This is a genomic window from Ruegeria sp. CDSA246 (genome assembly GCF_059611225.1).
In genome coordinates, this window is record NZ_JBXWPD010000004.1 from 75,791 (window position 1) to 95,788 (window position 19,998).

18 protein-coding genes are annotated in these 19,998 nt (G+C 58.4%); 14 read left to right on the forward strand and 4 right to left on the reverse strand.

Going from position 1 to position 19,998, the window contains the following annotated elements; all coding sequences use genetic code 11:
- Positions 1-261: 261 nt before the first annotated feature.
- From acs to AC2FI9_RS06290, 8 genes are all read left to right on the forward strand, one after another.
- Positions 262-2,226, forward strand: coding sequence for an acetate--CoA ligase (gene acs / locus AC2FI9_RS06255; RefSeq protein ID WP_496766658.1), 1,965 nt, complete (start codon positions 262-264; stop codon positions 2,224-2,226).
- Between the two features lie 7 nt (positions 2,227-2,233).
- On the forward strand, positions 2,234-2,917 hold the full coding sequence (locus AC2FI9_RS06260) for an adenylate kinase (protein WP_496766660.1): 684 nt from the start codon (positions 2,234-2,236) through the stop codon (positions 2,915-2,917).
- Between the two features lie 185 nt (positions 2,918-3,102).
- A complete protein-coding gene (locus tag AC2FI9_RS06265) occupies positions 3,103-3,387 on the forward strand; it encodes a DUF4212 domain-containing protein (protein WP_496722375.1) in 285 nt (94 codons plus the stop codon).
- 5 nt (positions 3,388-3,392) lie between these two features.
- A complete protein-coding gene (locus AC2FI9_RS06270; RefSeq protein ID WP_058273825.1) occupies positions 3,393-5,177 on the forward strand; it encodes a sodium:solute symporter family protein in 1,785 nt (594 codons plus the stop codon).
- A gap of 109 nt (positions 5,178-5,286) precedes the next feature.
- Positions 5,287-7,110 carry a DUF294 nucleotidyltransferase-like domain-containing protein gene (locus tag AC2FI9_RS06275; protein ID WP_496766662.1) on the forward strand — a complete coding sequence of 608 codons (1,824 nt, stop codon included), beginning with the start codon at positions 5,287-5,289 and terminating at the stop codon, positions 7,108-7,110.
- A gap of 24 nt (positions 7,111-7,134) precedes the next feature.
- Complete coding sequence (locus AC2FI9_RS06280) at positions 7,135-7,653, forward strand: hypothetical protein (RefSeq protein WP_496766664.1); 519 nt, start codon at positions 7,135-7,137, stop codon at positions 7,651-7,653.
- Position 7,654: 1 nt separating this feature from the next.
- Complete coding sequence (locus tag AC2FI9_RS06285; RefSeq protein WP_496766666.1) at positions 7,655-9,067, forward strand: 3'-5' exonuclease; 1,413 nt, start codon at positions 7,655-7,657, stop codon at positions 9,065-9,067.
- Positions 9,068-9,156: 89 nt separating this feature from the next.
- Positions 9,157-9,657 (forward strand): flavin reductase family protein, encoded by a 501-nt coding sequence (locus AC2FI9_RS06290; RefSeq protein ID WP_496766669.1) that lies wholly within the window; start codon positions 9,157-9,159, stop codon positions 9,655-9,657.
- Positions 9,658-9,660: 3 nt separating this feature from the next.
- Here AC2FI9_RS06290 and AC2FI9_RS06295 read toward each other — a convergent pair whose 3' ends face one another.
- From AC2FI9_RS06295 to AC2FI9_RS06305, 3 genes are read right to left on the reverse strand one after another with little or no spacing between them, the layout of a single operon-like run.
- Positions 9,661-10,140 carry a DUF6505 family protein gene (locus AC2FI9_RS06295; RefSeq protein ID WP_496766671.1) on the reverse strand — a complete coding sequence of 160 codons (480 nt, stop codon included), beginning with the start codon at positions 10,138-10,140 and terminating at the stop codon, positions 9,661-9,663.
- A complete protein-coding gene (locus AC2FI9_RS06300) occupies positions 10,140-10,835 on the reverse strand; it encodes a biotin/lipoate--protein ligase family protein (protein WP_496766673.1) in 696 nt (231 codons plus the stop codon). Before AC2FI9_RS06300 ends, AC2FI9_RS06295 begins: the two co-directional genes overlap by 1 nt.
- Positions 10,832-11,893 carry an Mrp/NBP35 family ATP-binding protein gene (locus AC2FI9_RS06305; RefSeq protein ID WP_496766675.1) on the reverse strand — a complete coding sequence of 354 codons (1,062 nt, stop codon included), beginning with the start codon at positions 11,891-11,893 and terminating at the stop codon, positions 10,832-10,834. Before AC2FI9_RS06305 ends, AC2FI9_RS06300 begins: the two co-directional genes overlap by 4 nt.
- A 132-nt stretch (positions 11,894-12,025) precedes the next feature.
- Here AC2FI9_RS06305 and AC2FI9_RS06310 point away from each other — a divergent pair, with 132 nt between their 5' ends.
- A complete protein-coding gene (locus AC2FI9_RS06310) occupies positions 12,026-12,754 on the forward strand; it encodes a c-type cytochrome (protein WP_496766677.1) in 729 nt (242 codons plus the stop codon).
- Here the strand turns inward: AC2FI9_RS06310 and AC2FI9_RS06315 are convergent.
- Positions 12,748-14,700: a 4Fe-4S binding protein gene (locus AC2FI9_RS06315; protein ID WP_496766679.1), complete on the reverse strand. Its 1,953-nt coding sequence runs from the start codon at positions 14,698-14,700 to the stop codon at positions 12,748-12,750. The genes AC2FI9_RS06310 and AC2FI9_RS06315 overlap by 7 nt on opposite strands.
- A 263-nt stretch (positions 14,701-14,963) precedes the next feature.
- Between AC2FI9_RS06315 and AC2FI9_RS06320 the strand changes: the two genes are divergently transcribed.
- The 5 genes from AC2FI9_RS06320 to AC2FI9_RS06340 all read left to right on the forward strand — a co-directional run bounded on the left by AC2FI9_RS06320 (position 14,964) and on the right by AC2FI9_RS06340 (position 19,988).
- A complete protein-coding gene (locus tag AC2FI9_RS06320; RefSeq protein WP_082637104.1) occupies positions 14,964-15,518 on the forward strand; it encodes a DUF3305 domain-containing protein in 555 nt (184 codons plus the stop codon).
- Positions 15,515-16,099 (forward strand): DUF3306 domain-containing protein, encoded by a 585-nt coding sequence (locus AC2FI9_RS06325; RefSeq protein ID WP_496766682.1) that lies wholly within the window; start codon positions 15,515-15,517, stop codon positions 16,097-16,099. The genes AC2FI9_RS06320 and AC2FI9_RS06325 overlap by 4 nt, the downstream gene beginning before the upstream one ends.
- Before the next feature lie 4 nt (positions 16,100-16,103).
- The gene (locus AC2FI9_RS06330; protein ID WP_496766684.1) at positions 16,104-16,715 is read left to right on the forward strand and encodes a TorD/DmsD family molecular chaperone; all 612 of its coding nucleotides are present in this window, start codon (positions 16,104-16,106) and stop codon (positions 16,713-16,715) included.
- A 61-nt stretch (positions 16,716-16,776) separates the two neighbouring features.
- The gene (locus AC2FI9_RS06335; RefSeq protein ID WP_058273834.1) at positions 16,777-16,965 is read left to right on the forward strand and encodes a ubiquinol-cytochrome c reductase iron-sulfur subunit N-terminal domain-containing protein; all 189 of its coding nucleotides are present in this window, start codon (positions 16,777-16,779) and stop codon (positions 16,963-16,965) included.
- A 128-nt stretch (positions 16,966-17,093) separates the two neighbouring features.
- Complete coding sequence (locus AC2FI9_RS06340) at positions 17,094-19,988, forward strand: formate dehydrogenase subunit alpha (RefSeq protein ID WP_496766686.1); 2,895 nt, start codon at positions 17,094-17,096, stop codon at positions 19,986-19,988.
- Positions 19,989-19,998 lie beyond the last annotated feature (10 nt).

Genomic DNA, 19,998 nt, shown 5'->3' on the forward strand with positions numbered 1-19,998 from the left:
CGGTCAGCCTATTTCCACAGAAATTTTCATTACAGTCAAAGCTATGTAAAAAAACTACTTTTCCCAATAATGGCCTCTTTCTTTACAAAATCACTCTGGGTCAAAAAAATAATTTACAAACTAATCGTGAGAAATCGGTAATTTATTTCCTTGTTTTCAGCTCTCCGTATTATTGCGCTTAAGGAGGAAACAGATCGACATCGCCAGTTCAGCAGGCAAAATCGGTCTGATTCAATATGATCCAGAGGGAGGAGCCTCAGAATGACAACCGCTGCCCAGGCAGAAGCCAATACCTTTCCGCCGTCCGCCGAAACCGTGGCCCGCACGCATGTTAATGCTGAAAAATACACTGAGATGTATGCGGCTTCGATCAACGATCCCGTCGCGTTCTGGGACGAACAAGGCAAGCGGATCGAATGGATCAAGCCCTACACACAAGTCAAAGACGTAAACTATGATTTCGGCTCGGTCGGAATCAACTGGTACGCTGACGGCACGCTGAACGTTTCGGCCAATTGCCTGGACCGCCACCTGAAAACCCGCGGCGATCAAACTGCGATCATCTGGGAACCGGATGATCCAAAAGACGAAGCGCAGCACATCACCTATGCCGAGTTGCACCGCCGGACATGCCGGATGGCCAACATTCTGGAATCGCTGGGCGTGCGTAAGGGCGACCGCGTCGTGATTTACATGCCGATGATCCCCGAGGCCGCCTATGCCATGTTGGCCTGCGCACGAATTGGTGCGATCCATTCGATCGTCTTTGCGGGCTTCTCACCCGACGCTCTGGCAGCGCGGATCAATGGCTGCGACGCAAAGGTTGTAATCACTGCCGACGAGGCCCCGCGAGGCGGCCGCAAAACCGCGCTGAAATCCAACGCGGACGCCGCCCTTCTGCACTGCAAGGACACCGTTAAATGCCTGGTGGTCAAGCGCACCGGCGGTCAGACCACATGGATCGACGGCCGCGACTATGACTACAACGAAATGGCGCTTGAGGCCGATGACTACTGCGCCCCTGCTGAGATGAGCGCCGAAGACCCGCTGTTCATCCTCTACACCTCGGGCTCGACCGGACAACCCAAGGGTGTGGTGCATACCACTGGCGGCTATCTGGTTTTTGCATCACTGACCCATGAGATCACTTTTGATTACCACGAGGGCGACACCTACTGGTGCACGGCCGACGTGGGCTGGGTCACTGGGCACAGCTATATTGTCTATGGCCCGCTGGCCAACGGTGCGACGACGCTGATGTTCGAAGGCGTTCCCACCTACCCCGACGCGGGTCGTTTCTGGGAGGTTTGCGCCAAGCATAAGGTCAACCAGTTCTACACCGCACCAACTGCGATCCGCGCGTTGATGGGGCAAGGCAATGAGTGGGTCGAGAAGCATGATCTGAGCGACCTGAAACTACTGGGCACCGTGGGTGAACCGATCAACCCTGAAGCCTGGAACTGGTACAATGAGGTCGTCGGCAAGGGAAATTGCCCCATTGTTGACACGTGGTGGCAGACCGAGACCGGTGGTCATCTGATGACTCCCCTGCCCGGAGCACACGCGAAGAAGCCTGGTGCCGCGATGAAGCCTTTCTTTGGCATTCAACCGGTCGTGTTGGACCCGCAGTCTGGTGTCGAGATCACCGGAAACGGTGTCGAAGGTGTTCTGTGTATCAAAGACAGCTGGCCCGGCCAGATGCGCACCGTCTGGGGTGATCATGAACGATTCGAGAAGACCTATTTCTCGGATTACAAAGGCTACTACTTTACCGGGGACGGCTGCCGTCGTGACGAGGATGGTGATTACTGGATCACTGGCCGGGTTGACGACGTGATCAACGTCTCGGGCCACCGCATGGGCACAGCCGAGGTCGAAAGCGCTCTGGTCGCGCACGGCGCGGTCGCTGAAGCTGCTGTAGTTGGCTATCCCCATGAAATCAAAGGACAAGGCATCTATTGCTATGTCACTCTGATGAATAACCGTGAGCCGTCGGATGAGTTACTGAAAGAGCTGCGCACATGGGTCCGGACCGAGATCGGCCCGATTGCATCGCCTGACGTAATCCAGTGGGCGCCCGGCCTGCCCAAGACCCGCTCGGGCAAAATCATGCGCCGTATCCTGCGCAAGATCGCCGAGAACGACTTTGGCGCATTGGGCGACACTTCGACATTGGCTGATCCGTCGGTGGTCGAAGACCTGATCAAAAACCGTGCGAACAAGTGAGGATGTGATGGACGCTGCCACGATCACCACACCCGCTGTTCTGATCCTTCTCGGCCCTCCGGGTGCCGGGAAGGGAACACAGGCCCGTATGCTCGAGGATAAGTTCGGGTTGGTTCAACTCAGCACCGGCGACCTGCTGCGCGCCGCTGTCGCAGCGGAAACCGATGCTGGCAAAGCCGCAAAGGCCGTGATGGAAGCTGGTGATCTGGTCAGCGACGACATCGTCATTGCCATCCTTCGTGATCGCCTAGCTGAGCCGGACTGCGCCAAGGGCGTCATTCTGGACGGTTTTCCTCGCACCACGGTTCAGGCCGAGGCGTTGGACGGGTTGCTGTCGGAAACCGGGCAGAAGATCAACGCCGCCATCAGTCTTGAAGTCGAAGATGGCGAAATGGTTATCCGTATCTCGGGCCGCTACACCTGTGCCGGATGTGGCGAAGGGTTCCATGACACGTTCAAGGTCCCTGTTGTTAAAGGCAAGTGTGACAAGTGCGGCAGCACCGAGTTCAAGCGCCGTGCTGATGACAACGCCGAAACCGTCGCCTCGCGGCTGGCTGCGTATCACGCGCAAACCGCGCCTTTGATTACTTATTACCAAGACCACGGCGTTCTAAAAGGCCTGAACGCCATGGGCAATATCGATGACATCGCGGGCAATCTGGAAAGGATTGTCAGCGACGCCATGAACTAAGGGAAGACGGCCCGCCCTGAATAAGGGCCCAATTCCTAAAGGAAAACTTCAAAGTACCCGCCTTGGCGGATCGGAGAAGTCGTGCCTGATGCCACCCTGGCATTCGGCATTTCGAAAAGCGACCCCGCGCGTTGGAGGTTTTGGACAACGGGTCGCCCATGGAAGAAGCGAAGGAGGAACCCGCAATGGCGGATCAATCAACACACTCCGCGCAGACTGCCGAGGCCGACAAGGGCTATTGGCAGGCGAACCTGCGTCTCATCTACATCAGCCTCGTGATCTGGGCGCTGGTGTCTTTTGGATTCGGCATTCTGCTGCGTCCATTGCTGTCCGGCATCGCCGTTGGCGGCACCGATCTGGGCTTTTGGTTCGCTCAGCAAGGATCGATCTTGGTCTTTTTGGTGCTGATCTTCAACTACGCCTGGCGCATGAACAAGCTGGACGCCGAATACGGCGTGGATGAGGAGTAAGCGGAATGGACCAGTTTACCATCAACCTGCTCTTTGTCGGCGCGTCCTTTGCGCTGTACATCGGCATCGCGATCTGGGCCCGTGCGGGTTCCACATCGGAATTTTACGCCGCCGGTCGCGGCATTCACCCAGTCACCAACGGCATGGCAACAGCGGCAGACTGGATGTCTGCGGCCTCGTTCATTTCGATGGCGGGCCTGATTGCCTTTACCGGCTATGACAATTCGACCTTCCTGATGGGTTGGACTGGCGGTTACGTGCTGCTGGCACTGCTGCTTGCGCCCTATCTGCGTAAGTTTGGCAAATACACTGTCTCGGAATTCATCGGCGACCGTTTCTACAGCCAGACCGCGCGTATCGTTGCAGTGATCTGTCTGATCGTTGCATCGGTGACTTACGTGATTGGTCAGATGACCGGTGTGGGCGTGGCCTTTGGCCGCTTCCTCGAAGTATCGAACACCTCTGGTCTGCTGATCGGTGCTTGTGTCGTGTTTGCTTACGCAGTGTTCGGTGGGATGAAAGGCGTGACCTACACTCAGGTCGCACAGTACTGCGTACTGATCACTGCCTACACAATCCCGGCGATCTTCATCTCGCTGCAGCTGACCGGCACGCCGGTTCCGGCGCTGGGTCTGTTCAGCGATACTGCCAGTGGTGAGCCTTTGCTGACCAAGCTTGACGCGATCGTGACCGAGCTGGGCTTTAACGAATACACTGCCCACCACTCGAACACACTGAACATGGTTCTGTTCACACTGTCGCTGATGATCGGCACCGCCGGTCTGCCGCACGTGATCATGCGCTTCTTCACCGTACCGAAAGTGTCGGATGCCCGCTGGTCCGCTGGCTGGACGCTGGTCTTCATCGCTCTGCTGTATCTGACCGCCCCTGCGGTTGGCGCAATGGCGCGTCTGAACATCACCGACATGATGTGGCCCAATGGTGGCATCGAAGGTGGCGCTGTCTCGGTCGAGGATATCGACAATGATCCGCGCTATGACTGGATGCAGACGTGGCAGAAAACCGGTCTGTTGGACTGGGAAGACAAGAACGGCGACGGCAAGATCCAGTACTACAACGACAAGAACGCCGACATGCAGGCACTTGCCGAAGAAAAAGGCTGGGTCGGAAACGAGCTGACCAAGTTCAACCGCGACATTCTGGTTCTGGCCAACCCCGAGATTGCCAACCTGCCGGGTTGGGTGATCGGTCTGGTCGCTGCCGGTGGTCTTGCGGCTGCTCTGTCGACCGCTGCGGGTCTGTTGCTGGCGATCTCGTCGGCGGTATCCCACGACCTTGTCAAAGGTGCGATCAACCCGCAAATCTCTGAAAAAGGAGAACTGCTGGCTGCTCGTATCGCCATGGCCGTGGCCATCGTTGTCGCAACCTATCTGGGTCTGAACCCACCGGGCTTTGCGGCGCAAACCGTGGCCCTGGCGTTTGGTCTGGCGGCTGCCTCGATCTTCCCGGCGCTGATGATGGGGATCTTCTCGACCCGTATCAACAACACCGGTGCTGTCGCAGGTATGCTGGCTGGTCTGACCGTAACCCTGGTCTACATCTTCCTGCACAAGGGCTGGCTGTTCATTCCGGGCACCAACTCGTTCACTGATGCTGATCCGCTCCTGGGTCCGATCAAGTCGACCTCGTTCGGCGCCATCGGTGCAATGATCAACTTCGGCGTCGCTTACGTCGTCGCCGGAATGACCAAAGAGACTCCGCCGGAGATCGTTGAATTGGTCGAAAGCGTCCGCATTCCCCGTGGCGCTGGCGCAGCTCAGAACAAGTGAGCATGATGCGGCATAAGGTTAACTTTCCTGTGCCGCGTCTTTCGATCAACTTTTCCCGTCCGGCACTCCACCGGGCGGGATTTTTAAACCAGAAACCAAGGAGTGATTGATGCCCCTGTCCCATGACCAGATCACCCGGTTTCTAAAGTCCGTACATCCCTATGATGCCCTGCCCCCGGAAACGTTGGATCAGGTCGCAAAGCAGATCGAGGTATGGGAGGTCGACGAGGACTTTCCCGTATACGAATTGGGGCACACCCTGCCCGGCGTCTTTGTGATCTACGAGGGGCAAGTTGAGATTACCGATGAGAACGACGCTGTCGTGTCCCATCTTGGTCTGCGAAACTCGTTCGGAGAGCGCGGCCTGCTAAAGGACGGCAAGGCCGCGACTAAAGCGCGGGCGCATACGCCATCCGTGTTGCTGGTTTTGCCCCCCGACCTGGTGCGTCAACTTATAGATGGCCACGACGTCGTTTCGAAATTCTTCAATCGGACCCGATCGAACCGGTCCGGTCCGCAAAGCCTGGCCACCAGCGCCATCGACGTTCTGATGGCACATAACCCTACGACGTGTCCGCCAGGCACACCGGTTCAGGAAGCCGCCCGGATGATGCGCGACAAGCACATTTCTTCGCTTTGTGTCACCGAGGCGGATGACCTTCTGGGCATCGCCACACTGCGCGACATCTCAGGTAAATTCGTGGCCAATGGCATGCCTGCCGACACGGCGATCTCAGCGATTATGACGGCAAACCCGATCACCCTATCACCTTCGGATATTGGCTCGGACGTTCTGCATGTGATGATGGAACGCGGGATCGGCCACATTCCGGTCAGCGAGGGGGGTCGTCTGGTCGGTATCGTGACGCAGACGGATCTGACCCACTATCAGGCGGTTAACTCGGCAGAGTTGGTCCGCAGGATTGTACAAGCGGACACGGCAGATAAAATGGCGGCGGTGACCGCTGAAATCCCGCAACTGCTGGTGCAATTGGTTGCAGCCGGAAACAGGCATGAAATCGTAACCCGCCTGATCACCGATATCGCAGATACGGCGACCCGTCGCCTGCTTAAACTGGCCGAAGACAAACTGGGACCCCCACCGGTTCCCTACCTGTGGCTGGCTTGCGGATCACAGGGGCGGCAGGAGCAGACCGGCGTATCCGATCAGGACAATTGCCTGATGCTGGATGACAGCGTTTCGGACGCGGATATGGGCTACTTCGCAAAGCTGGCAAAATTCGTCTCGGATGGGCTGGATGTTTGTGGTTATTTCTATTGCCCTGGCGACATGATGGCCACTAACCCGCGCTGGTGTCAGCCCGTCCGTGTCTGGCGCGAGTACTTCAACGGCTGGATCGCCAAACCGAACCCCGAGGCACAGATGCTGGCTTCGGTCATGTTCGACCTGCGTCCGATTGGCGGGGCCTTTCACCTGTTCGACGATCTGCAGGCCGAGACTTTGGCAGCCGCCAACGCAAATTCGATCTTTGTCGCGCATATGATCTCGAACTCGCTAAAACACACGCCTCCGCTGGGTCTGTTGCGCGGGATTGCAACCATTCGGTCGGGTGAGCATCGCAACACGCTGGATCTCAAACATAATGGCGTGGTCCCCGTCGTTGACCTTGCACGGATCTACAGCCTTCAAGGGCAACTTACCGAAGCCAATACCAGAGCACGCCTGAACGCCGCCGCATCAAGCGGTATCCTCAGTACCTCCGGGGCGCGGGATTTGCTGGATGCCTATGATCTGATTGCAGAAACCCGGCTTGAACATCAGGTCAGGCTTGTGAAGAGTGATCGGAAACCCGACAATTTCCTTCCGCCCTCGGACCTGTCGGATTTTGAGCGAAGTCATCTTCGGGATGCGTTCGTTGTGGTAAAAACCATGCAATCGGCAGTTGGTCACGGCAAGGGAATGCTGGGCTAAAGCGGCAGACACACGGAGAGATACATGTTTCTGGAACTGATCGGCACTATTTTTGCAGGCTTTGCTTTTGCCGGCATCGTAATGGTTCTAAACAAATTGACGGGTGGCCGCCTGCCCCGCTGGATGACACCCGTTGCCGCAGGTCTCGGTATGATCGGTATGACGATCACCAGCGAGTATTCCTGGTACGACCGCACCCGCGATACCCTTCCCGAAGGTATGACCGTCATTCAAGAGGTCGAAAGCCGCGCCTTCTATCGCCCCTGGACCTATGCCGTGCCTTTCGTGGACCGCTTTGCCGCCATTGATGCCGGTTCCGTGCGCACCAATGAACAGGTTCCCGAACAACGGTTGGTGGAACTGTATCTCTTTGGTCGCTGGGCCCCGGTCTCAAAACTACCTGTAGCGGTCAATTGCAAAGAGTTCAGCCGCGCCAATCTTGCGGATGGGGCAGAATTCGCGGATGACGGGCGGCTGCTGAACGCCGACTGGATCGACGTCACCTCCAGTGACCCAATTGTCGAGGCAACCTGCGGAGTGTGACATGCTGAACCGGTTAAGCCTGCGTCTGCGCATTTTCCTGTTCTTCTGCCTGCTGGCCATTGGCGCTCTGACCGTCAGCTCTCTGGCACTGTGGATCAGCTATCGGCGCGTTGCTGATCCTGACTTGGTCGACGCGTTCATCTTTGCCGAAATCCTGATGGGTTTTGGCTTTCTGGCTTTGACTGCGGCGGTTTGGTTATTGTTCGACGACAATGTTGCAAAGCCAATCGAACGGATATCCGCCCAACTCAGGGCGCGCGCGCATGCCGGGGTCAGCACGGAATTGGACGCGCAGGCTGCGCGGTATCTGGGTGATCTGGCACCAGCCGCGGCCGGGCTAGCGGACCAGCTGTCCGGCAAAACACTGGACGTGGCGCAGGCCGTGGCCGAGGAAACCGCGCACCTGGCGGCAGAGAAACAACGTCTGACGGCCCTTCTGACCGAAATCCCAGTTGCGATGCTGTTGGCCGGCCCTACCCACAAGATCGTTTTGTATGATGGTCAGGCTGCCGAGGTGCTTGCACAGATTGCGCATCCCCGGCTGAATGCTTCGTTGCTGGAATATCTGAAGTCTGATTCGTTGGAAGAAGCTCATGCCAAGTTGGTGAAGACCGGGCTAGAGGTCACCTGTACACTGACCAGTGTTGATGGTGCCCAGAGTTACAGGGCGCGCATGAAACCCTTGGGCAACGCACCGGGGTATATGCTGGTTTTTGAGGACAGTGCTGCAAACATCGCGCCCGAGGCTGCTCGACCCTTGGTCTATGACTTCGACTTGTTGAACACGTCCACGGACGAGGCCATCGACAACCTTGCTCTGCGGGACTTGTGCTTTGTCGTGTTTGACACCGAAACCACCGGACTACTGCCCCACAAGGACGAAATTGTTCAGATCGGGGCCGTGCGAGTTGTCAACGGGCGGATCGTGGAAGGAGAACAACTGGACATGCTGGTTGATCCCGGCATCCCGATCCCGCCGGCCTCGACCAAGGTGCACAAGATTAGTGATCATATGGTTCAGGGTGCGGCGGGCATTGCCGAGGCCGGGCGGGTGCTGCATCAGTTTGCCCGCGATGCAGTGATCGTGGCCCACAACGCGCCATTCGACATGGCGTTTCTACGGCGGCATGCCAAACGCATGGATGTCGATTGGGATCACCCCATTCTGGATACAGTTCTGTTGTCTGCCGTGCTGTTCGGGGCAAGTGATAAACACACGCTGGACGCCCTGTGCGAACGGTTGGACATCACCATCCCCGAACAACTGCGCCATACCGCTTTGGGTGATGCGATTGCTACCGCCCAAGCGCTGGTCAAAATGCTACCGATGCTGCAGGCGCGCGGCATGACAACCTTTGGCCTGGTCGTTGAGGCAACGCGCCAACATGGTCGTCTGTTGGAAGACCTGAACTAGTTCGGAAAACACGCATACCGGACGCAGCTTTTAATGGACAAACCCCGCGCGTCGTGGCACCTGAGGCACGGCCACGGGATGAGCGCGCAATGACGGAAAAACAATTCACTCCAACCCCGGATCGAAGCACCGCTTTCCGTGAAGCGTTGGGGTGTTTCGGAACCGGTGTGACGGTGATCACCACAAACACTGATCAGGGCCCTCGGGCCATCACGGTCAACTCATTCGCGTCGGTATCGCTGGACCCGCCCCTTGTCTTGTGGTGCTTGGCCAAAGACTCCAACCGGTTCGACGATTTCAATGCCAGCCGACATTATTCGATCCATGTGATGGGGCAGGATCAGCAGGAACAGGCCCTGCGCTTTGCCCGCGACGGCAAGGATTTTTCGCACGCGGAATGGGCCCACGACACTGCGCGCCGACCGCAATTATCCGGTTGTCTGGCCCGGTTCGATTGTCAGGTGCACGCACAACACGATGCGGGGGATCACCTGATCATTGTTGGCGAGGTTCAAAAGGTCATGTACCGCACCGGCAAAGGTTTGATCTTTAAGCGCGGTCAATTTGGCGGCTTTGCGGATCTAATCTGACGGTTATTCGTCCAACGACCCATGTACGGCCAGAGCCTCTAGCTGAGTCTCTTGCGGCGTGATCACACGGAAAGCCTCACGCACTCCGGCGTCTGAAAGCTCACGCGAGACGGTCAGCAGCGTGTTTGGGTTATGCTCATCACACAGCTCGGACATGTGGGCGATCTCGACCCGGGCGACGTCCATGGCGGCCTCGACCGACGGTGCCCCGTAAAGCTGTACAAAGTGTTCAGCAAGGCTCTGCGCGATCTGATCCAGCTCGGCCTGTTCCACCTGCGTGACCGCGACGAATGTCACCCGCCCAAAGGTTTCCACACCCAACCAACCATTCGCAAAAGCCTGACGCGCCTTGCCTTCAAGATCGCCTTCGCCCCAATTTGAGAACTCGAATCCGCCCGAAATGCACCATTCCCCGGTTCGCGCCGGGGAGTGGAACACATTCATGTCGCTTTCGTCGAAATGGATTGCGCGCGCTAGTTTCATCATCCGTTCTCCAACAATTCCGTCAGCGGGCGAAGCTGTGTATCTGAACCTTGCCGGATCAGCATGCCGAACCGTTCATCCGTTCCAAGAAACACACCCGTTTCACCAATGGGCTCTCCGACACCGCGCAGCAGGCCTATCCATTCTCCGTGCACAGGCGCGTTGCCGTCCTCTTGCCAGCGGTTCAGCCATGTCATCATGTGCCGCGACCAGCTTTCGACAAGCTGCGTCGCTGCGACATCCGCGCATCCTTCGTCGTAAAGGGCGGTGATATCAGGGTTTTCGCCCGGTGCCTGACTGGTTTGCAGCAGCGTCAAATCCCATCCGACGATCAGCCAATCCGGTTCCGCTTCTGGATCTGTATCCGAAGCTGCCACGCGGAACATCCCGCATTTCGCCCCGTTTACACAGATCAACCCGTCCCAGCCCAGATGAACCGCGACCTCAGGCGGGGCCAGCGCGCCCAGCGCGTTCTGAAACCCTACGGCACAGAGGGGCAGCATTGCCATCGCTTCGCTCAAGACAACCTCGGGGGCAAAAACGATGGCCACACGCAGACGATCGGCCTGAATGTTATAGACCACGGTACCGGCATCACAGCCCAGCGCGGCCATGGCCTGCGCGCGCTCGAACGGGTCTTCCCCACCCTGCACCGGGTGGCCCGTCAGCAATGGGGGAAAGACCGGCTCGCTCATGCGTTGCCCTTGGCAATCATGCCGCGCGCAATTTGGCGGAACGCTTCGGCTTGCGGACTGTCGGGCTTGCTGACCACGATCGGTGCACCGCCATCAGCGGCAACGCGGATATCCAGATGCAGCGGGATTTCACCCAGCAAGGGAACGCTCAGCGCCTCTGCCTCGGACTTTACGCCGCCATGGCCGAACACGTGCTCTTCATGGCCGCAGTTCGAGCAGATATGCGTCGACATATTCTCAATCATCCCAAGGATGGGCGTCTTGAGCTGGTTGAACATGTCGATCCCCTTGCGGGCATCGATCAGGGCCACGTCCTGTGGGGTCGAAACAACAATGGCGCCGTCCACGTTGAACTTCTGGCTCAACGTCAACTGCACGTCACCGGTGCCGGGCGGCAAGTCGACGATCAGCACATCCAGAGCGCCCCATTGCACCTGACCCATCATCTGTTGCAGCGCGCCCATCAGCATCGGGCCACGCCAGACAACGGCCTGACCTTCATTGGTCATCAGACCCATCGACATCATGGTGACGCCGTGGTTGCGCAATGGCAGGATCGTTTTGCCGTCAGGGCTGGCCGGGCGGCCAGAAACACCCAGCATCCGGGGCTGCGACGGGCCATAAACATCCGCATCCAGCAGACCCACGCGTCGCCCTTCGGCTGCCAATGCACAAGCGAGGTTGGCGGAAACGGTGGACTTGCCAACGCCACCCTTACCCGAAGCCACAGCAATAATTCTGTCCACACCCGGCACGGCCTGCGGTCCGGTCTGCGAAGGTTTCGGCTTGGGCTTCAGATCCGGCGGTGCTTTTTCGGAATGTGCGGTCAGCATCGCGGAAACTGTCGAAACACCATCGACCAGTTTCGCGGCCTGTTCGGCAGCGGCGCGGACGGGCTCCATACGCTCAGCCTGCTTGGGGTCGATCTCCAGCACAAAGCGCACTGTATCCCCTTCAACGTTCAGCGCGCGGACGACACCGGCGCTGACGATGTCCTGTCCAGAAACCGGATCGGTGATCTTTCTCAGGTTTGCAAGAACTGCGTCACGAACACTCATGCGTCATTCTCCTTTTGGAACCCGGTGGTCAGGGCTCTGCGTATCGACAAGCTGTGGTTGCCGTTCATTGCACGTGTCTCCGTCTCATTCAGTTCATTTGACGCATTTGGTGCCGTGCCGTTAGGCTGAGGCATGCGCTTTGTCCTCTTGTGCCTGAGCCTGACGCTCTCTGCCACCCCCTCTTGGTCGCAAGAGGCGATTGGTCTTGCCGCGCCGGACGAGGTTGCTGACTCAGGTCTGCTGCAACATATCCTTCCTCGCTTTTCTCTCAAGACCGGGATCCGGGTTATTGCAGATGATGCCGGCGTTTTGGTGCTGGAAACCGCGCCTCCGGGTGATCCTGTGTTTGCGCGCGACGGTGTGATCTATCACCTTCGGATCGAAGAGGACGTCAAACATGAGCGATTCCGCGACTGGCTGCTGTCCGATATCGGAAAACGGACGGTTGAAAGCTATGCGCCAGAGCAAGGCGCGCCCTTCTCGGCCAGCTTCGACATTGCAGCCGTGGAAACCGAAACAGTGATCGACGGCGATACGCTGCGCGGCGAGGAACTGTCGATGACCCATTGCGGCCGGTGCCATGTGATCGGGCCCAAGAACCGGATGAATGGTCTGGGTTCGACCCCCTCTTTCGCGGTGCTGCGCGCCATGCCGGACTGGTCAGAACGGTTCGAGGCGTTCTTCGCCCTCAACCCGCACCCCTCGTTCACACAGATTGACGGGCTGACACCTCCGTTTGATCCACAGCGTCCATCGCCCATATATCCTGTCGAAATGACGTTGGACGATCTGGAAGCCATCCTTGCCTTTGTCTCGGTTATTACCGCAGCGGACTTGGGTGCACCGTTAAAGCTTCAGTGATCCTTTCGTTTTAAGAAATAATCCTCGGTCGTGACGACACGAGGTTTCGGGTTAGACTGGAACGGGTTGTCCTGTTGCTGGAACTGAGCGTTCACGCGGCAATTGTCACACATCTGGATCATCCGCGCCTTGTCCGAGGTGGCAAACATCGGATGTGTACCCGCAAGCTTTTCCATGATCCGTTCCACGGTGGACTTAACTCCGAACAATGCCCCGCATTCTACACAAGCAAACGGCTCCTCTTCATTCAGCACCTGCTGGGACAGGGCTGCATCGCTCAGGTCAAGCTGCGGGACAAGAGCAATCGCATCCTCCGGGCAGATGCCTTTGCACAACCCACATTGCAAACAGGCGTCTTGCTGGAAGTTCAATTGCGGCTTGTCCGGGTTATCGATCAAAGCACCCGACGGGCACAGCGACACACAGCTGAGGCACAAAGTACAGGCATCCGTGTTGACAGCGATCGCCCCATAGGGCGCGTTTTCCGGCAAGGCCAGCGGCTTTTCAGCTTTGGGGTTCAGTGCCTGCGCAGCCAAACGGGCGATCTGGCGGCGGTTACCCAATGGCAATACCGGGTCGGCCAAAGGCTGAGGGACATCTTGCGCATAAAGGACATCAGACAGCGCATCCGGGTCGGCCTCATCCAACAACCCCAGGGCATTCGCCCCCGCTATTGCCTGTGCCAAGGCCAGTTCACTGTCCAACGCATCGCGCTCGGTCGTTGGGGATAGCAAGACGTCCACTCGCGCGAAACCATGCGCCAAAGCAGCCAGCATCTCGGCATGGCCAAAGCCTGAAATCACACTCAGTTCCAGTGGGACCACATCGGCAGGCAAGCCACGTCCAAAACGGGCGGCCAATCGGATCATTTCGGCCCCGTGGGCATTATGCACCAACAAGCGTGGCGCGGCTCCACCAGCACGGCGGTAGGTGCGCGCCAGGATGTGCATCCGCGACAGCAACGCCGAAACCGGCGGATCTTCGTAGGTGATCGCAGTTGACGGACAAACCGCCGCGCATTCACCGCACCCGGCGCAGATCATGGGGTCGATTTCCACATGCTCACCGGCAGGTTTGATCGCACCGGTCGGGCAGATGTCCAGACAGTTCGTGCAAGCGACCTGTTCGGCCCGTGAATGGGCACACAGCGTTTCTTCCATCCGCACGTAAAGCGGCTTTTCGAACGTGCCGACCAATTGAACCGCCTCAAACGCCAACCGTTCGACGGACAATGGATCTTTGGGATCAGCCCGCAGATAGCCTTCGCGCTTGCCCGGTGCCTGAACCAAGGGTGTGTCGCCGGTCAGGTCCAGAACGATGTCACAGCCCGATTGTGCCCTGTCACGTGCCTCTGTCCACATAAAAGCTCCGCGACCGCCGGGCTCAAGCTGCTGAAACGCGTCAAGCTGCAGGGTAAACCCACCCAATGCACCGTTCAGCGATTTGATGCGACCGCGCACGACGTCGAACGCGCGCGACATAGGCTCGGCCTCATCCGTGACCAGTACCGTAACCGCCAGTGTAACGGCCAGTTTTTCAGCAAGTGCAAATGCAACGTCGCCGGGACCGATGATCAGGCATGTGCCTTCGCTATAGACGTCTACGCTGGGCGTCACCGGCTGCGGCAACAAGGCTTCGGCGGCCAGGGCAGCCATCTTGGGGGCCGCATCCGCGCCCTCATCAGACCACCCGGCCCTGTCACGAAGATCAACAAAGCCCGGGGCGTCCACATTCAGTTCTTCGGCCAGGGCCTGAAACACTTCCTGCTCTTGTCCGCAGGCAATGATGGTGTCCCCCTGTTGTATCTCCGCGGCCGCCGCTTCCAACTCTCGCGTGCAAAGCGCTGTGAAAACCTTGGAACATTCCATCTCGCAGGCCGAACCGATCTTGTCGGAATTCAGAGGTTGAGACCCGGCGCAATCGCATAACAGTAATTTGGTGCCCATGATCCTCCCCCGGATACTTCTCCACCTCTTCGCATCGCAGGCTGTATCCCCGTTGCTGGAATGTAAACCCTTTGGGACAGCGGGCCATTTGGCCACGGAAACCCCTTTCTTTACAATAAACAAAGGCGTCCGTTTGCGGGGATCACTATTTTGCTACCGGCCATTACGACTAAGGTCGTACGACGCGGGCTTGGCACCTGAGCGCTTTGTGTACCATAGTGGACCTATGGAAAGGCATGGGAGAGCCTTCCGGGGAGGAGCCAGTGGCCAAGGCCGCAAGCCAGATTGAAATGCCAATCGGCGTCGTCGTGCGCAAGACACCCGGTGTAACTCGCTGGGCGAAATGGAATTGGCGCGCCATTGCCGTGTTGCCCGGTGCCGGACCTGCGGACTGGCACGAAATGCGACGTGAAGGCGAGGCCATTGAGTACCACGCAGCGACCCTGCCCCTGACGCTTTGGGCGGACGAAACCGAGGCCTATATGGTGAACCTGTCGGACGGCCAGCCGTCGATCTACCTTGTCCTTCGTGATGCGCTGGACGGCGAAAGGCCGATGGATGCGGTGCTGGTAACGGCGTCGCCCTTCGAAGGTCAGGACTATGCCGATACCGGTGAAGAGATCGTTGAGAAAATTCCGATGACCGATGGGTTGATCGCCTGGGTGCGCGACTTCGCTCTGGAACATCATAACGACGAAGTATTTGTGAAACGCCGTCGGGACAAAAAACGGATCGATTTGGTCGAAGACGGCAAGGGCGACGCACGCATCCGGCAAGAGTCAGACGTGTACCGCGCCCCGCGGAGGATCGTGCAGTGACCCAAGCTCGCGATTTCTGGTCCCGCCGCAAGGCAGCAGTACAGGCGGAAGCCGAGGCCGAGGTCATCGCGGTTGAAGAACAGGCCATTGCCGCCCAACACGCCGAACTGGAAGAAAAATCCGATGCGGAGATTCTAAATGAACTCAACTTGCCCGACCCTGACGAATTGCAGGCGGGCGATGACGTCTCGGGCTTTATGGCCAAGGCGGTGCCTGACCGTCTGCGCCGTCGCGCCTTGCGACGGTTGTGGCGGCTGAACCCGGTTCTGGCCAATGTCGATGGCCTTGTGGACTACGGCGAGGATTATACCGACGCCGCCTGCGTGATCGAAAACATTCAGACCGCATATCAGGTTGGCAAAGGTATGCTTGCACATGTCGAGGCGCTGGCGGCTGAGGCCGAAGACATCGAAGCGGACGAGGCATTTGAATTGGATGAACCGCAGGAAGAACCCGTGGCACCCTCAGAACCCGCGCCAGAGCCCGTTGTGATAGTTAAGGCTGAAATAACATCGGACGCGTCGGAGGATGCAGAAATCACCCCTGCCCCACGCCGCATGAAATTTGAATTCGAAGGATAACCTGATGACCGCAAGTGAAGCGCAACAGATGAATGTCACGACAGAGGATCGTATGCGCGCGGATTTCTACAACTTTCTGGGGCTGCTTCTGTCTGCGCCGCCTGATCAGATGCTGCTGGATCAAGTTTCCGGTCTGACTGGCGATGAAACCGATCTTGGACAGGCCATTCAGGCCATGGCCCGCGTCGCCAAAGTGACCAAGCCCGCCGCTGCGGAACGCGAATTCAACGCGCTGTTCATCGGGTTGGGACGCGGCGAGCTGCTACCTTACGCCAGTTTCTACCTCACTGGATTCCTGAATGAGAAACCTCTGGCGCAACTGCGCAACGACATGGCGATGCGCGGCATTACCCGAGCCCGGAATGTTTTTGAACCGGAAGACAACATCGCTTCATTGATGGAGATGATGGCGGGCATGATCGTTGGTCGCTTCGGCGCAGCTGCATCTTTGGAGGACCAGAGGGCATTCTGGAACAAACATGTCGGCCCTTGGGCCATGCATTTCTATTCGGATTTGGAAGGCGCCGAAAACTCGGTTCTCTATGCCTCGATCGGCACAGCCGGTCGGGTCTTCATGGAGATCGAGCGCGAAGCCTTCCGAATGACGGCAGCGTGAACCGCTGTCACTCGCCGGCGCCCCAAGGGGTGCTAACTCGCAAATGGGAGAGGAGAAACCCATGAGCAAGACCAAGGAAGAAGGCGCAACGCGCCGCGACTTCCTCAAATTGGCTGGAACCGCAGCTCCCGCTGCCGTTGCTGCCGCCAGCCTGAGCGGAAAAGCCGAGGCAGCCGAGCTGCCTACGGACGAGAACCGCATTCAGGACACCGCGCACACGCGCGCATACTTGAAAAGCGCACGCTTCTAGCGCGACGACAGCGCCCGGTTCTAACCCGGACGAGGTCACACCCGACTGACGGTTGCGATTGGCCCTGACGTCGGCACCAGCAGTACCAAGCCAGCCGTGGCTCACACGGCGCGCAAGGGAGGAAAGAAATGCTTAGGAAAAAGACCAACGGGGTTGCGAGACGCCCCCAGCGGACAAGTATCCTGTCCCAGGTCGGCGAGAAAACCGTCGATCGCCGCGCATTCCTGCGTGGCTCGGGCCTGACGATCGGCGGCCTTGCCGCGATCAGCGCCACGGGTGGAACCGTGACGCCAGCCAGTGCCCAGACAGCGGCCAATCAGGCCGTCGAAAACATCAAGTCCATATGCACCCACTGCTCGGTCGGCTGTACCGTCGTCGCCGAAGTGCAGAACGGCGTCTGGATCGGGCAAGAGCCCGGTTGGGATAGCCCGTTCAATCTGGGTGGACATTGCGCCAAGGGGGCCGCAGTTCGCGAGCACGCCCATGGCGAGCGTCGCCTCAAGTATCCGATGAAGAAGGAAGGCGGCGAGTGGAAGCGCATCAGCTGGGAAGAGGCGATCAACGAGATCGGCGACGGCATGATGAGCATCCGCGAGGAATCCGGTCCAGACAGCGTCTATTGGCTGGGTTCTGCGAAGCATAACAACGAACAGGCCTATCTGTTCCGCAAATTCGCCGCCTATTGGGGCACGAACAACGTGGACCATCAGGCCCGTATTTGCCACTCAACCACGGTTGCAGGTGTCGCGAACACATGGGGCTATGGCGCCATGACCAATTCGTACAATGACATCCATAACTCTCGGGCCATCTTCATCATCGGCGGCAACCCGGCCGAGGCGCACCCTGTCTCGCTGCTGCACGTTCTGCGCGCGAAAGAGCAGAACAACGCGCCGCTGATCGTCTGCGACCCGCGCTTTACGCGCACCGCGGCGCATGCGGATGAATATGTCCGCTTCCGCCCCGGTACAGACGTTGCTTTGGTCTGGGGTATTCTGTGGCACATCTTCGACAATGGATGGGAGGACAAAGAATTCATCCGCACCCGTGTCTGGGGCATGGATCAGATCCGTGAAGAGGTTGCCAAGTGGAACCCGGAAGAGGTCGAGCGCGTCACCGGCACCCCCGGTTCGCAGCTGAAGCGTGTTGCGCGCACCATGGCCAACAACCGTCCTGGTACGGTGATCTGGTGTATGGGTGGTACGCAGCACACCAATGGTAATAACAACACCCGCGCCTACTGCGTGTTGCAGCTTGCGCTTGGCAACATGGGCACCTCGGGTGGTGGCACCAACATCTTCCGCGGCCATGACAATGTTCAGGGCGCAACGGACCTTGGTGTTCTGTCCCACACCCTGCCCGGCTATTATGGCCTGTCAAAAGGTGCATGGGGTCACTGGGCACGTGTCTGGGGTGAAGAGCCCGAATGGCTGGCGGGCCAGTTCGCCACGATCAAGGACAAGGAAGGCAAGGACAAACCGCTTCAGAACGAACGCGGCATCCCTGTTTCCCGCTGGATCGACGGTGTTCTGGAAGACCCGGCAAACATGGATCAGGACAACAATGTCCGCGCCATGGTGCTGTGGGGCCACGCGCCCAACTCGCAGACCCGGATGACGGAAATGAAGACGGCGATGGAGAAGCTGGACATGCTGGTCGTGATCGACCCGTATCCTACAGTTTCCGCCGTTTTGCATGACCGTACCGATGGTGTCTACCTGTTGCCCGCCTGTACGCAATTCGAAACCCGCGGCTCGGTCACGGCATCGAACCGCTCGCTGCAGTGGCGTGACAAGGTGGTGGAACCGCTGTTCGAAAGTCTGCCAGACGAGGTCATCATGGCCAAGTTCGCCAACAAGTTCGGCTGGGCGGACCGTCTGTTCCGAAACATCGAAATGGACGACCCGGAAACACCGAATGTTGAAAGCATCACACGTGAGTTCAACTCGGGCCTCTGGACCATCGGTTACACCGGTCAGTCACCGGAACGTCTGAAAAGTCACATGGCCAACCAGCACACGTTCGACAGAACCACGCTGCAGGCCATTGGTGGACCCAACGACGGCGAGTTTTACGGTCTACCCTGGCCTTGCTGGGGAACGGCTGAGATGGGTCATACGGGGACACCAAACCTCTATGACATGTCCAAACCGGTGGCCGAAGGCGGCCTGACCTTCCGCGCCCGTTTCGGCGTGGAACGCGATGGTGACAACCTGCTGGCCGAAGGGGTTTATAGTGTCGGGTCGGAAATTCAGGACGGATACCCTGAATTTACGATGCAGATGCTGATGGACCTTGGCTGGGATGGCGATCTAACCGCCGAAGAACGCGCGGCCATAGACGCCGTTGCGGGACCAGAAACCAACTGGAAGACCGACCTGTCCGGCGGCATCCAGCGGGTTGCGATCGAGCATGGCTGTGCGCCCTTCGGGAACGCCAAAGCCCGCGCGGTTGTCTGGACCTTCCCGGATCCGATCCCAATCCATCGTGAGCCGCTTTATACGCCACGTCGCGATCTGGTAGAGGACTATCCGACCTACGAGGACCGTCAGGCCTATCGCCTACCCACGCTTTATGCATCGATCCAAAAGAACGACTTTTCAAAGGATTATCCGATAATCCTGACGTCTGGTCGTCTGGTCGAGTATGAGGGCGGCGGTGATGAGTCACGGTCAAACCCGTGGCTGGCCGAGCTGCAACAGGACATGTTCGTCGAGATCAATCCGCGCGATGCCAACAATCTGGGCATTCGTGACGGGGCACAGGTCTGGGTCGAAGGTCCCGAGGGCGGCAAGGTCAAGGTGATGGCGATGCTGACCAACAGGGTCGGTGCCGGCGTGGCCTTCATGCCGTTCCACTTTGGTGGCCATTTTCAGGGTGAAGACCAGCGGAATAAATACCCTGCTGGTGCCGACCCCTATGTCTTGGGTGAAAGTTCCAACACCGCCCAGACTTATGGCTATGATTCAGTGACCCAGATGCAAGAGACCAAGTGTACTCTCTGCAAGATCTCGGCAGCGTAAGGAGAACGAT